This is a genomic window from Pseudooceanicola sp. NS-SX8, assembly GCF_057380755.1.
In genome coordinates, this window is record NZ_CM170819.1 from 4,764,781 (window position 1) to 4,778,537 (window position 13,757).

At 64.1% G+C, this 13,757-nt stretch carries 11 protein-coding genes; 7 read left to right on the plus strand and 4 right to left on the minus strand.

Going from position 1 to position 13,757, the window contains the following annotated elements:
- Positions 1 to 165: 165 nt before the first annotated feature.
- A complete protein-coding gene (locus AC2IR1_RS21900) occupies positions 166 to 1,191 on the plus strand; it encodes a LacI family DNA-binding transcriptional regulator (protein ID WP_486474091.1) in 1,026 nt (341 codons plus the stop codon).
- The gene (locus AC2IR1_RS21905; RefSeq protein WP_486474092.1) at positions 1,191 to 2,390 is read left to right on the plus strand and encodes a winged helix-turn-helix domain-containing protein; all 1,200 of its coding nucleotides are present in this window, start codon (positions 1,191 to 1,193) and stop codon (positions 2,388 to 2,390) included. Before AC2IR1_RS21900 ends, AC2IR1_RS21905 begins: the two co-directional genes overlap by 1 nt.
- A gap of 15 nt (positions 2,391 to 2,405) precedes the next feature.
- On the opposite strand, the gene AC2IR1_RS21910 is transcribed toward AC2IR1_RS21905, so the two are convergent.
- Positions 2,406 to 3,197: an FAD binding domain-containing protein gene (locus tag AC2IR1_RS21910; RefSeq protein ID WP_486474093.1), complete on the minus strand. Its 792-nt coding sequence runs from the start codon at positions 3,195 to 3,197 to the stop codon at positions 2,406 to 2,408.
- Between the two features lie 422 nt (positions 3,198 to 3,619).
- Between AC2IR1_RS21910 and AC2IR1_RS21915 the strand changes: the two genes are divergently transcribed.
- From AC2IR1_RS21915 to AC2IR1_RS21925, 3 genes are all read left to right on the plus strand, one after another.
- Complete coding sequence (locus AC2IR1_RS21915) at positions 3,620 to 4,300, plus strand: response regulator (RefSeq protein WP_486474094.1); 681 nt, start codon at positions 3,620 to 3,622, stop codon at positions 4,298 to 4,300.
- Between the two features lie 96 nt (positions 4,301 to 4,396).
- Positions 4,397 to 5,539: an FIST signal transduction protein gene (locus AC2IR1_RS21920; RefSeq protein ID WP_486474095.1), complete on the plus strand. Its 1,143-nt coding sequence runs from the start codon at positions 4,397 to 4,399 to the stop codon at positions 5,537 to 5,539.
- A complete protein-coding gene (locus tag AC2IR1_RS21925; protein ID WP_486474096.1) occupies positions 5,526 to 7,316 on the plus strand; it encodes a sensor histidine kinase in 1,791 nt (596 codons plus the stop codon). Before AC2IR1_RS21920 ends, AC2IR1_RS21925 begins: the two co-directional genes overlap by 14 nt.
- A gap of 84 nt (positions 7,317 to 7,400) precedes the next feature.
- Here the strand turns inward: AC2IR1_RS21925 and AC2IR1_RS21930 are convergent, their stop codons facing one another.
- Together AC2IR1_RS21930 and AC2IR1_RS21935 are read right to left on the minus strand one after the other, a co-directional pair.
- On the minus strand, positions 7,401 to 8,711 hold the full coding sequence (locus AC2IR1_RS21930) for a glycosyltransferase family 4 protein (protein ID WP_486474097.1): 1,311 nt from the start codon (positions 8,709 to 8,711) through the stop codon (positions 7,401 to 7,403).
- Entirely contained in the window at positions 8,698 to 9,669 is a 972-nt protein-coding gene (locus tag AC2IR1_RS21935) for a glycosyltransferase (RefSeq protein ID WP_486474098.1), read from the minus strand. The genes AC2IR1_RS21930 and AC2IR1_RS21935 overlap by 14 nt, the downstream gene beginning before the upstream one ends.
- A 132-nt stretch (positions 9,670 to 9,801) precedes the next feature.
- On the opposite strand from AC2IR1_RS21935, the gene AC2IR1_RS21940 reads away from it, so the two are divergent.
- Together AC2IR1_RS21940 and AC2IR1_RS21945 are read left to right on the plus strand one after the other, a co-directional pair.
- Positions 9,802 to 11,091 carry a glycosyltransferase gene (locus tag AC2IR1_RS21940; RefSeq protein ID WP_486474099.1) on the plus strand — a complete coding sequence of 430 codons (1,290 nt, stop codon included), beginning with the start codon at positions 9,802 to 9,804 and terminating at the stop codon, positions 11,089 to 11,091.
- Positions 11,088 to 12,356, plus strand: a complete 1,269-nt coding sequence (locus tag AC2IR1_RS21945) for a glycosyltransferase (protein WP_486474100.1) — start codon at positions 11,088 to 11,090, stop codon at positions 12,354 to 12,356. Before AC2IR1_RS21940 ends, AC2IR1_RS21945 begins: the two co-directional genes overlap by 4 nt.
- A 23-nt stretch (positions 12,357 to 12,379) precedes the next feature.
- Here AC2IR1_RS21945 and AC2IR1_RS21950 read toward each other — a convergent pair whose 3' ends face one another.
- Positions 12,380 to 13,261 carry a sulfotransferase family protein gene (locus AC2IR1_RS21950; protein ID WP_486474101.1) on the minus strand — a complete coding sequence of 294 codons (882 nt, stop codon included), beginning with the start codon at positions 13,259 to 13,261 and terminating at the stop codon, positions 12,380 to 12,382.
- Positions 13,262 to 13,757 lie beyond the last annotated feature (496 nt).

Genomic DNA, 13,757 nt, shown 5'->3' on the forward strand with positions numbered 1-13,757 from the left:
GATCCCGAATAGCGCGGAAGTTTCGAAGTGGCCCGGAAATTCCCAAATAGCCGGAAATTCCCAAATAGATTGTCTTCTTGATGAGTGGCACGAGCCCGGGATAGTCTCGACCCACCAAGGTCGGGACCCTGACGGCTACCCGGCACGAGAGACAGGATCCCGCCCGTGACCAGACCAACGAACCGCCCGCTGACCCTTCGCGATGTATCCGAGGCGTCCGGCGTTTCGGAAATGACGGTCAGCCGGGTGCTGAGGAACCGGGGCGATGTATCCGAAGCGACGCGGCAAAAGGTGCTGCTGGCCGCAAAACGGATGGGCTACGTGCCCAACAAGATCGCCGGCGCGCTTGCCAGTCAGCGGGTCAATCTTGTCGCGGTGATCATTCCCTCAATGTCCAACATGGTCTTCCCCGAAGTGATGACCGGGATTTCCAAGGTGCTGGAAACCTCTCCGCTTCAGCCGGTGGTCGGCGTCACCGATTACCAGCCGGAGAAAGAAGAGAAGGTCCTTTACGAGATGCTGTCCTGGCGTCCGTCCGGCGTGATCATCGCAGGGCTGGAACATTCCGACCCCTCTCGGGCCATGCTGAAGGCTTCGGGCATCCCGGTGGTCGAGATCATGGATACCGACGGCACCCCGATCGACAGTGCGGTCGGCATTTCCCACCGTCGCGCAGGGCGCGAAATGGGCCGCGCGATCCTGCGCGCAGGCTATCGCAAGATCGGGTTCCTGGGCACCAAGCTGGGCGCGGACCACCGCGCACGCAAACGGTTCGAAGGCTTCACCGAAGCGCTGGCCAAGACCGGGATCGAAATCTCGGATACCGAATTCTATTCCCAGGGCTCCGGCCTCGGCAAAGGGCGCGAGATGACCGAAGCCATGCTGGCGCGCCGCCCGGATCTGGATTGTCTCTATTATTCCAATGACATCGTCGGGGCCGGTGGCCTTCTTTGGATGATGGAACAGGGCTACGACATTCCCGGCCGCATCGGCCTGGCCGGCTTCAACGATGTCGAGTTGCTGAAAGGGCTGCCGAAAAAGCTGGCCACGATGGACTCCTGCCGGGAGGAGATTGGGCGCCGCGCAGCGGAGATCATCCTGGATAGGGTCGAAGCCCCCGACTCCCCGCCTGCCGGGAAGGTGGAGCTCAGCCCGAAAATCAACTTCGGCGATACGCTGCGGATGGGCTGATGCCCCTCCCCATCCTGACGAACCAGGCCGCACGGCGGATCTTCCTGCACCGGCATGCGCTTGGCGACATGCCGAAAGGGACGGCGACGGGGGCGGACCTGTTGGGTCTGATCCGCAGGATCGGTTTCGTCCAGGTCGACTCCATCAACACGCTCGGCCGCGCGCATGACATGATCCTTCGCGCCAGGCGCCCGGCCTATCGTCCCGCGAATCTGTCCCGCCTGCTGGAACGTGACCGCAGCCTCTTCGAACACTGGACCCATGACGCATCGGTCATCCCGACCGAATACCTGCCGCACTGGCAATTGCGTTTCGCCCGCGACGCAAAGCGTTTGCGCGCAGGCTGGCCACGCTGGCAGGGCGATGCCTTCCTGTCCGAACTCAGACAGGTACGCGACCATGTGGAAGCCCATGGGGAAGTCTGTTCCGCAGACCTCAAGTCCGCGGAGGCAGAAAAATCGACAGGCTGGTGGGACTGGCATCCATCAAAGGCAGCGCTGGAATACCTGTGGCGCAGTGGAGAGCTGGCGATTTCCCGCAGGCAGGGATTCCGGAAGTACTATGACCTTTCCCACCGCGTCCTGGGGCAGCCCGCATGCCCGGCCCCGGAAGAGACACTGACCTGGCTGATGAATGGCGCGCTTGACCGGCTAGGTTTTGCGACGAGCGGAGAGTTGGCCGCGTTCTGGGATATCGCCACGCCCGCAGAGGCAGCGCATTGGGTCCGGGCAGAGCTGAAGGCCGGGCGGGTTGAAGAGATCCAGGTCACCGGGGCGAATGGCGCCCTTCGACGCAGCATTGCCCGGCCGGGACTGACGCAGGAGGCCACCGACCTTGCGCCCGCGCCCCGGCGCCTGCGGGTCCTTAGCCCCTTCGACCCCGCACTTCGCGATCGCAAGCGGGCTGAACGGCTGTTTGGATTTCACTACCGGATCGAGATCTTCGTCCCCGCCCCGAAGCGCATCTACGGGTACTATGTCTTCCCCCTGCTGGAGGGGGAGGCCCTGGTTGGCCGGATCGACATGAAAGCGGAGCGGGACAGCGGGACCCTGCAGGTCACGCGCCTTTGGCCCGAACGCGGTGTGCGGTTCGGAAAGGGACGGATCAGCCTGCTGGAGGCGGAACTGGACCGGATCGCTCGCTTTGCCGCACTGGACAGGGTGACCTTCGGGCCGGACTGGCTGTCAGAGCCGAAGTAGCCCTTAGGACAGCCCCTAGGACAGGGCCGCCTTGACCGCCCGCCCCGCCAGAACACCGACCAGATGCGCACGGTAGTCTGCCCCGGCGTGCAGATCCGACATGACGCCCTCCGGATCCAGCGACAGGCCAGAGAGCGCGGCGACGGAGAACGCCTCCGACAGGGCAGATCCGGCCTCTTCCCACAGGAAAACACCGTCTTCCGACACGCCGGTCACCGCCACCCGCGCCTCGGCGGGATACTTCGCGACGAAGACCCCAGCCAGTGCGAAGCGGGACGCGGGCTGTTCGAACTTGATGTATGCGGCCGCTTCGGGGATCGGGAAACGCACTGCGGTAATGACTTCGCCTTCTTCCAGAGCGGTCGCGAACATGCCTTCGAAGAATTCGGCGGCCGGGATCTCCCTCCCGTTGGTGATGATCGTTGCGCCACAGGCCAGGGCGGCCGCGGGGTAGCAGGCCGCGGGGTCGTTGTTGGCGAGGCTGCCACCGATGGTCCCGCGATTGCGCACTGCGGGATCTCCGATTCCACCGGCCAGCGCCGACAGGGCGGGGAAGGCTTCGGCAGTCTCTGCCGCCACGATTGCATGGGTGGTCGCCGCTCCGATGGTCACCTGTCCTGCCTCGACAGTGACACCTTTCAGCGCGTCCAGCCCCAGCAGGCTGACGAGCGTGGAGGGCGCATTGAGGCGCTGCTTCATCGAGGGGATCAGGGTCTGCCCACCGGAAAGCGGCTGAGCCTCCTCATCGGCGAGAAGCGCGAGCGCCTCTTCCAGCGTCGCAGGCTTGGCGAATTCGAAATTGTACATGGGCGCGCTCCTCCCTGGTTGGCACGGGCCTCATTGGCACGGGTAAATTGCCCCGATGGCCCAGCCGTGCTGCTACCGCAGACTCTGGCGGGACGGAGCGCCGTGTCAACCTTTCGCTGGATCCAGGCTTTGACCGTGGCAGAGAGTGTCAGCCAGGCCCTTCCTGCCCACAACCAGACGATGGACGCATCGGTATACAGTTTGAATGCGACGTCATGAAATCCGCTCACCTTCCGGACGCCGAAATAACAGGCGCTGACCAGTGAAATGGCACTCCATCTACGACCAAGGTCGTATTGGCCAATCGACGATCCGCTGAGACCCACGCTGTTGCGTATGGGTTCCCGTCGCGAGGAACGGCTTTCATTTCGCGACGGGGCGTTTTCATGTAAGCTTTGGTCATTAGGGCGGAGGGACACGCCATGGATCATTTCAGGATGGAGACAGCGCTTGTTGTCGATGATCATCCCCTATTTTGCGACGCGCTGACACTGACCTTGCGAAGCGTGGCAGGGATTGCCGAGGTCCGACAGGCCGCCACCTTGCAGGATGCGCTTGAGAACGTTCAGGCGAAAGGTTCACCCGATATCGTCGTCCTTGACCTCAATCTGCCGGATGTGACGGGGCTCGACGGGCTGATCCGCATGCGCAATCAATCGGGGGCGCCGGTGGTCATCGTGTCTTCCATGTCGGAAGAACGTCTGGTTTCATCGGCATTGCAGGCCGGGGCCGCAGGTTACATCCCCAAGCACAGCGAGCGGGAGGTTTTTCGCACCGCCTTCGCAACCATGCGCCGCGGAGAGGTCTTCGTGCCCGAGGGCTGCCTGACCGGCGGCGACGGGTTCGATGACAGCGGATCCCTGGAACGGGATGAGGCGCTTGCCCGCATGTCGACCCTGACAAACCAGCAGGCGCGGATCCTGGACCTGATCAAGGCGGGCAAGCTGAACAAGCAGATCGCCTTCGAACTGTCGATCGCGGAAACCACGGTAAAGGCACATGTCACCGCGATCATGCGCAAGCTGGGCGTCCAGAGCCGGACCCAGGCGGCGCTTCTCGCCAGCGAGGCGAGCTTTGGACATGTCTTGATGAAGGAGCGCTGACGCAGCGTGAAAGTCAGGAAGCGGACACTGGACGATCTGTCGTCACGGCCCTTGGCAAAAGCGCTTTCAAGAGGGGCCCCGCCGTCGCGACCGCTGGTGCCCCATGCCTTTGTCCGGGTCGATGATCCCCATGCGGCCGACACCCTCGCAGCCGCCCTGCCCCCCGCGGAACTGGATTGCGCCCTGTTTTTCGTCACGCCGGAAACCGCAGACGCAGACCTGCCGCCAGAGCTGCTGGCACCTTTCAGCGGGACCCGTTACCTGGGATCCCTTGCCTGCAGCGAAATCGGCCAGATGCGCAAGGATGACCGCAGGCTTCTTGGCATCGGCCTGCCGCGCCGGCACTTCCGCAGCCGGGTCGTTTCCTTCACCACCGAGGAAACCCGCTCGACCAAGACATTGGCCCGCAAGCTACTGGCGACGCGAAAGTCGCTGGCGCGGGAGGTTCCGGACTGGCCCCACGAGTTTGCGATCCTGCTGCTGAATGCCGCGATGCTGCAGGAAGAGACGACGACGGGCCGCATCAGCTCTGCCCTGGGTACCACCGTGATCGCAGGCGGCGCCCTGTGCCTGCCGCACGACAATGCCGAAAACACCCTGTTCGGAAGTCACGGAACACAGACCGCCGCCGCGTTGCTTGTCCAGGTTCGCAGCCAGTGCCCGGTTGCCGACCTGCGACTGGACAATTTCACCCCGGGGCCGCAACGCATGATCGTCACCGAAGCCGATCCATCCCGCAGGCTGGTGATGGCGCTGAATGGAGCGCCCGCCGCGCAGGAGTACCGCCGAATACTCGCCTCGGAGGAGACCGACCCGACCCCGACCGATTTCGCGGCCCATCCCCTGCTGACCCGCGTGGGTCAGGATCACTGCGTCCAGTCGATCAACGCGGAAACCCCGGACGGCGCGCTGCAGTTTCAGGCCGCGATCAGCACCGGCACCGTGCTTCGCAAGGCCGAGCGCCTGGACATGCTATCGCACCTGGACCAATCGCTTGCCCAGCTGTCAATGCCTGCCGCGCCGGAGGTGATCATCGGTTTCAACTCCCACCTCCGCCAGGCAGCCGCGATCAGCGCGGGACACCAGGCCGCCATTGCACAGACGCTCTCCCGCCGGAACGTGATCGGCATCACCACATGGGGAGAGGTCCAGGGAAGCCTCTATCTGCACAACACGCTGACAGGTCTGGCGATCTACCCCCCCGATATGACGGACGGAGGACAAGATGCCGGTCAGTGACCTTATCGACGGCTCCATCCCCGAGGCGCAGCAGATCATGCGGCTCGTCGCGATTGCCGAAGCCCTGATCGAACGGTCGGAGCAACCGCCCGAAAGCTCTGCCGCGCTGGCGCAGTTTCAGAGAGCGGCCCTGCTGGAGCAGGAGATCCAGAACCGCACGAGCGAGCTGGAACAGACGCTTGATCTGCTGAATGCCTCGAACGAACGACTGGCCGCCGCCTATCGGGAGAAGGAGTCGGCCCGCGCCAACCTGATCAATGCCATCGAGGCGGTTCAGGGGGGATTTGCCCTGTTCAGCCGCGATGACGAACTCATCCTGTGCAACTCCCGGTTCGGCATGCACATGCCCGACCTGCGCGCGGCCCTTGTTCCCGGGCTGTCCTATGACGAATACGTGGACCAGGTCAGCCGCTCCCCCCATCTGACCCTGCCGCCCGGTGACACGCGCGAAGAATGGCGGCGCCGGCGGCTTGCACGACATCAGGACAAGAACGTCCTGCTGAACGTCCGACTGAACTGGAACCGTTGGGTGCAGATCAGCGAACATCGCACCCCGGACGGTGGCGTGGTGATCCTGCAGACCGATGTCACCGACATCATGCGGATCGAACGCCAGGAACGCGAACGCATGCTGGACGACCAGGCCCGGCTGATCCGCGCGACGCTGGAACACCTGGACCAGGGTGTCTGCATCTTCGACCGCCAATCGCGTCTTGTCGGCTGGAACCGCCGCGTGGGGGAGATGCTCGCCTTCCCCCTGCGCATGTTCTACATGGGCATCCACGCCGAAAAGCTGGTCGACTGGATGACCGACAGTTTCACCTTCCGGCAGGATATAGACGGCGACGCCCTACGGGACTGGACGCGCAGGCAGGACGGCCGGCCACCCCTGAACTTCGAACTGACCCGGGATGCAGAGGTGACCCTTTCGGTCTCCGCGCAGGAGATGCCGGACCGAGGCTTCGTCATAAGTTTCGCCGACATCAGCAACGAAAGATCCGCGGTCCGGGCCCTCAGCCTGCTGAACGAGGAGCTGGAAGCGCGGGTGTCCGAACGAACAGAGGAACTGGAGGCCGCGCTGGAAGAAGCCGCACTGGCCAATGCGACCAAATCCCGCTTTGTCGCCGCCGCCAGTCATGACCTTCTGCAGCCGCTCTCTGCCGCGAAGCTGTTCCTCGCATCGGCGGAGGACGAAGCCACAGGGGAAGCGGCGCCGATCCTGGGCAAGGCACGGCGGGCACTGGAAAGCGTCGAACACCTGATGGATGCGCTGGTCGATATCTCCCGCCTCGATTCCGGGCGGACAGAGGTGCACGTCGGCAGTGTCACCCTATCCCGGCTGATGCGGCAACTGGCAGATGAACTGACCCCGGAAGCGCGCAACAAGGGGCTGCGCCTGCGGGTCCTTCCATCCTCCGCCATCGTGGCCAGCGACCCGACCTACCTGCGCAGGATCCTGCAGAACCTTCTGACGAATGCGGTGCGCTACACCGAAAAGGGGACCGTGCTGATGGGCGCGCGGCGACGGGGCAACAAGATCCATGTACAGGTGATCGATACCGGGCCCGGCATTCCGGCGGACCGAATGCGCGATGTCTTTCGGGAATTCCAGCGGCTGGACAATTCGGCCAGCCCGTCACACGGGATGGGCCTGGGCCTTGCCATTGTCGAAAGAGCCTGCACCCTGCTCGATCACGAGCTTTCGGTAACGTCCGTCGTCGGCAAGGGAACCCAGTTTTCCGTCTCCCTCCCGGTCGTGCGGTTCCAGCCCAAGTAAGCGCATACCGTCGTCACGCGCGCATCGTGACATGCGCATCATGAAAAGCGCATCGCCACAGGGCACGCCGCCACTTGGCTCGCGTCATGCACGATTTTCCGGTGTCGTGTCAGAGGTGCCCCTTTCTGCTCGTGCCGGGAAAGGGATCACGGGGTCGGGGTTCTGCACTCGGGGCCGGTCTTCGGGGACTGCCGCGGGGATGTTTTCGGCCACGGCCCGCTGCCCAAGGAGGTCCGCCAGGAGCGCCGACATGCGCCCCGACCAGGCCGAGAACCCGTGATGCCTTGCCCAGCTTGCGTTTATCTCCTCCCGCTGGCGACGGCGTCGGCGCGCATGCGCTTCGGCCAGCGCGATCAGCCGCAAGGCGTCCTCCACCGCACCGTCCCGCCCCTGCGATGCATCGGTCAGCGCAGACGCATGTGGATGCGTCGCCAGGAGAGAGCGACACCCCGCGATGTCTGGCAACAGCAACGGCAGGCCAGCTTCGTAGGCCTCCAGCGCGCCAATCGGCTCCCCCTCGTAGCGCGACGTCAGAAGGTAGCAGTCGGCTTTTGCCATCCAGGGCCCAAGGTCTTCGATCTCTCCTGCGAAATCGACGCGGCGCAGGGCCTGATCGCCAAGGATCCGCCGTGCCCGCCGTCGGAACTCATGCCGGTCGGTGCCAGCCCCTGCCAGCAGAAGCCGATAGGTGCCGGGAAGTTCGGCGAAAATTCTGAGAGCCCGGGAGAGATTCTTTTGCCGCGCATCCCGCGCGGTCATCAGAACGAAGCGTTCGGTTGTCTGCTCCTGTGCCAGGGGCACGGGGCCAAACGCGGAACTGTTCGGCAGCACGACCATGTCGTGCCTTGCGCAGGGCCGATGGCCAACCGCCGACCGGAAACGGGCCATCGCCTCCACCGACAGGAAGACAAGGCACCGTGCAGGACCGCGCGCCAGTGCCCTCCGCTCGACCCAGAGGGTGATCACGGAGAGCAGCTTCCGGTGACCCGGACCAAAGGGAAGACCGTGGTAGGTGACCGCGATCGAAGGCGCCTGCCCCCGAGGCCAGCCGGCAAGAATGAGAAGCTGGAGGAGCAGGATCGCCATGCGCGAATGTGCCCAGATCAGAGCGGGCCGTTCGCGCCCCACCAATCGGCCAAGACGCCGCGCCGCCATGAGGATCTGCAGGGGACGTAAGCGTGAGGTAAGACCGGGCAGGCAGATGTGACGCGCGTCACTGCGCGCGACGAAGCCATAGCCACCGCGATCCCGATCCGACAGGACGATGAAGCGGGCCTGGCTCGAACAGGCGCGCAGCAGATGTTCGATGTGCCGTGGAACGCCAGAGCGGCCGCCATCCCCGCCCAGCAGCATGACCTTTGGGCTCTGCCCCCTCTCTTCCTCAAATCTTGCCAAGAACCGCCGCCCCCCAGAACCCGAGATCCCCCGACGCCCGCTGGCGATAGACACCCGCATGGCGCAGTTTCTTCAGCCGCCGCAGCAGCCGAGCCTCCCGCGCGGCGATGAAATGCTTCAAAATGGCACGGTTTTCCGGAAGCAACATATCCTCGCACCGGGTAAGCGCCTGAAGCTGCGCACCGATCCGCAGGGCATAGAGCCCCTGCAGAACCTGCCACTTGCGCTGTGCCCAGGCGCCCGCACCGGAAGCAGCGCCGATCACGTTCTGCCCGTGTTGCCGGTACAAAAGAGCGGGTTTCTCCTCACGCAGGCACAGGGCACCGGCGCCGGTCAGCACCTGGTAGAGGAACCAGTCATGAGCGTAGATGCCCCTGGCCCGCTGCGCGGCGGCGCGGGCGATCCGGGCCGCCGCCGGGTTCATGACGATGGTATTGCCGTAGGCCACGTTCTCCACCAGGGCATTGGCGAAAGTCGGGCGGCGACGCAGGGGGCGTGTCGGGACCATGCGACCGGTTTCCGGGTTCCAGTCCAGCCGGCGGGCGCAGGTGAAGGCAGGAACGGTACCCGGTACCCGTTTCAGCAACCTGTCTGCGGCTGCCAGCCGGTCGGGCAGCCAGATGTCATCCTGGTCCGCAAGGGCAACGTGGCCGGTGAGGTCCGGCAAATCTGCGATCAATTTCATGTAGTTTGCCGCAAACCCGCGGCGCGGACCGTCGGAAACCTGCACGCGGCGGGGGCCCTGCGCCCGGGCGGCCGCGAAACGTTCGACAATCTTCAAGCTATCGTCAGAGGAACCGTCGTCGCTGATCCGAAGCTCCCACGCCCCCAAACCGCACTCGCAAAGGCTGTCCAGCTGAGCTTGTAGATGGCGTGCCCCATTGAACACCCCCATGAGGATCAACATTGCCGCCTGCCTCCGCCCTCGATCACCCCGTGTCACCCGAATCCCGGCCATCGTGCAGGCCCTCTCGTTAATATGGCGTAATCACGCACGAAGCCCGGCCCCAGGCCCGGCAGAAGCCATACACGCTTCCTTCACCGTCCTCCCGTTAAGACCGGCGGAATGATCCAGAAGGGACGGGGCCGAATGCGAAACCTTGTACTATGCCTGCGCCTGGCGCAGCGCTTCGCCTACTTCCTGCGGGAAGAGGGGGCTTGGGCGACCCTGCGGCGCAGCCGTGCCTGGCTGCATCGGCAATGGCAGCAGCCCGAAGCCGTCGGCACGCCGCCCGTCGGCCCCGGTGGCTGGGACGTCCAGTCCTTCTGGGCCGAAAGTGCTCGCCAGTCCGCCTTTCGGGTCGCCACACCGCCGCGCCTGACGCAGCGGCGCAAGGTGGCCATGATCGGTGATCTGAACCTGCCCCAATGTCGCAAGTACCGCGTCGAACAGCTGTCAGAGATCCTGCGCGAAGCCGGAATCGACTACGCGTTTTCGCATTACGAGGACCTGCCACGCTGCATGGACATCCTGCAGGACGCGACGCACCTTTTCCTGTATCGGCTGCGCAGCACCCCCGCCGTCACCCGGCACCTGTACGAGGCGCACCGGCTGCGCCTGCCGATCCTCTACGACATCGATGACCCGCTCTTTTCGGTACCGGCCTATGCCGGCTACCAGAACATGACCGCCCTGCCCCCCGAACTGCAGCAGCATTTCATGAACGAGGCCCCGTTTTTCGCGGACGTCATGAACCAGGCCGACGTGGTCTCCGTTTCCACCCCGGGGCTGCGGGATCATGCGCAGGGCTTCACCTCTCGCCCTGTCTTCCTGCGCCGGAATTTCGCCGATGAAACAACCCTTGCGGTCCGGGGCGCCGACAAAAGCGCGAACCGCCCCGGTTTCCGGGTCTGTTTTGCAAGCGGCTCCCGGGGGCACGAGGTCGACTTTGCAATGATCGAACGGGATGTCCTGCACTTCCTCGAACGCGACCCCGGGCGCAGGCTGGTGATCCTGGGGCACTTCGACAAGGCGCGCCTGCCCGAAGCCCTGCACCAACAGGTAGAGACCCATCCGTTTACCGACTATCGCGGCTACCTGGACCTGCTGGCTGCCTGCGACGTGGCGCTGATGCCGCTGGTCGATGACCTTTTCAATCGCTGCAAGAGCGGGGTGCGTGTGATCGATGCCGCCTCTGTTTCCGTGCCCAGTATCGTGGGCACGGTGTCGGACATGCCCGCACTTGTGCGCAACGACGAGACCGGGCGGGTCCTGCCCGAATGCGCCAGCTGGGGCCAGGCGCTTGAAGACATGGCTAGCTCCACCGGCGGGGCGCAGGCTATGGGGCGTCAGGCCCGGCTGGAGCTGGAGCAACACTGGACTGCGCGGCTGGATGATCCCGTCGTGGATCCGGAACTGATCCGTTGGGTGACCGCATGAACGGTCCGCACGTCCTTGTCGCCAACGTACACTTTGCCCCCTACACCTACGGCGGCGCGACCATCGTCGCCGAGCAGGTCGCGCGCGCCCTTCAGGCACACCATGGCTGGCAGGTCAGCGCCCTCTCCGCGATCTGCAGGCCGGATCTTCCGCCCTATGCCCTGCGCAGACTGCAGGCGGGCGAGGTCAGCAGCTACGTGGTGAACCTGCCTGCGGAACGGGCCTATGCGGAGCGCTACTCGAACCCCCATGTGACGGAGGTCGCCGACAGGCTCTTGCAACAGCTGCAACCGGACCTGCTGCACCTGCATTGCATGCAGGACCTTGGCATCGGCCTGATCGGCGCCGCCCGGGAACGCGGCGTGCCGACGGTTCTTTCGGTGCATGACTTCTGGTGGCTGTGCGAGCGACAATTCATGGTCCGGCCGGATGGCCGCTACTGCGGTCAGTTCCCTGTCCGGGTAGAAGCCTGCGGAAGCTGCGTACTGGACCACAACCGGGCACGCACGCGGGCAAACCAACTGGCGGATATGCTTGGCCGGGCGGATCTGGTGACCTACCCGTCGCAATTCGCCCGCAGCCTGTCACGCGCCTCGGGCCTGATCGCACCGAACGACCGCGTCTGGCATAATGGTGTCACCCTGCCCCGGCCCTCCTTCTTCGACGAGCAGGCGCGCCGCCGCAGGGAGGATGGCACATTGGTCTTCGCCTATTGCGGAGGTCCGTCCGACATCAAGGGCTGGCCCCTTTTGAAACGGGCCCTGGAGGGGTTCGGCCCTCAGGACTTCCGCCTGCTGCTGGTCGATGGCGCCATGGAGGCCGGATGGTGGAGCAGGACGGACCTGACCTCCCTCGGCGGCGATTGTCGCATCGTCCCGCGCTTCGCTCAGGACGAGATGGACCGTTTCTGGGCCGGGGTCGACGTTCTGCTGTTTCCCTCCCAGTGGAAGGAAACCTTCGGCCTGACAATCCGGGAGGCGCTTTGTCGAGGTATCCGCGTCATTCAGACCGACAGCGGCGGCACAATCGAACATGACGGGCCAGATCGCGAAAGGGCCTTCCCCATCGGGGCCGGGCCCGATGTCCTGCACCAGGAATTGCAGCACGCCATCGACCGGGCCGACAGATATGCGCCCCCGGTGGCCGTTTCGAGTTTCCTGGATCAGGCGGCTGCGTTCGTCACGATGACGGAGCCCCTCATCGAACCGAGGGTAACCTGGTCGCGGGCGTCCCGGCAGGGCACCACCCTGCCCCGGCGCGCCTAGGACAAGGCCGGTTCGCACACGCGTCAGAGGTTCCAGCTGTCCGGAAGCGTCAGGCCCGTGGCGCGCAGCTCCGCACAGATCCGCGCAACGTCGTCTGCGACCAGATCCGGGAAGTAGGACGGCATCGGAAGCGCGGCAGAAGCATTGATCTTTCGGCTGATCAGGCCCTCGGGATAAGAGGCCGGATCAAGCCCCAGGAAGGCCTCGACCCGGCGCAGGCTACCGATCGGATCCGTGCGCATGTCTTCGTAGAAGATCGGAAGCAGGCAGTCCTTCGGCAGAGCCGAACGCATGCGCGCCCAGATGGCACCGTATTCGGCATTGGACCAGATGAACTCCTGCTTGAGGAACCTATGCAGTTCCGCCGGTGTCCAGGTTTCGAGCTTCGATAGTTGCCCAGTGACCTGCAGGTGAAACTTCACATGGCTCCAAAGCCGCTTGACCGGATCGCGCATGGTGTAAACCACGCGCAATCGCCCGCAGTCAGTTTCGATCCTTTGCCAGGCTTCTTTGGGCAGATGCGCATTCAGGTTGGAGAAGTCACAGGCGTAAAGAGCGCCGGGAGGCTTGTTGAACAAGCCCCGAAACCAGAGGTCATCGACAGGTCGCGAGAGGTAGGCAACCACCCACTGCAGGTTCAGACGAACCCGATCCGGATTTGCCTGGGCGGGATCGAATTTTTCCAGGTAGCGGTCCCTGGCCAGACGCAACCGGTTCCGATCCGACAGCTGCCGGTCGTCAACGTAGCGATGATAGAAGTAATGCAGTTCCTTCTCGGGGGAGAAGTGCAGCTGCGGGTGTCTTTCCAGCACAGAATAGAGCCACGTCGTGCCGGCTTTCATTGCCCCGGCACTGAGGAAAAGATCCCCGAACAGGGTCGGGCCTTCTGTCCCGCTCATGCGCATGCCTCCTTCGGACCATGTGCAGACGGTCTAGTGGTATTTCCTCTAGCAATGGTTTATCCGCGTCAGCTGCTTCGCCCCACCCCGGGTCTGGAAGCAGGATATCGTTCACCACGTGGAACGGCGCGCAGGTCCAGAAATTGCGAGCGATTGTCCGAGATTTGAATGCTTTCAGTCTACCCCGGTTCGTGTCGGCCGATGGAATTGCCCCCCAAGCGGACGGGGGATCCGTGCTTGTCCAAATGACTGTTGGGGCGGATTGCACCGCAGCGGATAAGGACCGCGAGAGACAGGGCAACGTCAACTCTCTGTCTTCGTGAACAAAAAACAGCAAGTTCCCTGCGCCGAACTCCTCACCCCAAGGGGTGTTTTGGCGGAAAGACCTACGGCCGAGAGGTGGCGGATACAGGGCATTTCCCCAGCATTCGGGACAAATCACCGGCAAGATTCCGAAAAGGTAAACCAAGCCACTAAAGGGCTTCGCATCGAACACCTGCAG

Excerpts from the sequence above, each read along its gene's own strand:
- AC2IR1_RS21905 (WP_486474092.1), top strand. The coding sequence starts at position 1,191 with ATGCCCCTCCCCATCCTGACGAACCAGGCCGCACGGCGGATCTTCCTG.
- AC2IR1_RS21910 (WP_486474093.1), bottom strand. The coding sequence starts at position 3,197 with ATGTACAATTTCGAATTCGCCAAGCCTGCGACGCTGGAAGAGGCGCTC.
- AC2IR1_RS21915 (WP_486474094.1), top strand. The coding sequence starts at position 3,620 with ATGGATCATTTCAGGATGGAGACAGCGCTTGTTGTCGATGATCATCCC.
- AC2IR1_RS21925 (WP_486474096.1), top strand. The coding sequence starts at position 5,526 with ATGCCGGTCAGTGACCTTATCGACGGCTCCATCCCCGAGGCGCAGCAG.
- AC2IR1_RS21935 (WP_486474098.1), bottom strand. The coding sequence starts at position 9,669 with ATGGCCGGGATTCGGGTGACACGGGGTGATCGAGGGCGGAGGCAGGCG.
- AC2IR1_RS21940 (WP_486474099.1), top strand. The coding sequence starts at position 9,802 with ATGCGAAACCTTGTACTATGCCTGCGCCTGGCGCAGCGCTTCGCCTAC.
- AC2IR1_RS21945 (WP_486474100.1), top strand. The coding sequence starts at position 11,088 with ATGAACGGTCCGCACGTCCTTGTCGCCAACGTACACTTTGCCCCCTAC.
- AC2IR1_RS21950 (WP_486474101.1), bottom strand. The coding sequence starts at position 13,261 with ATGCGCATGAGCGGGACAGAAGGCCCGACCCTGTTCGGGGATCTTTTC.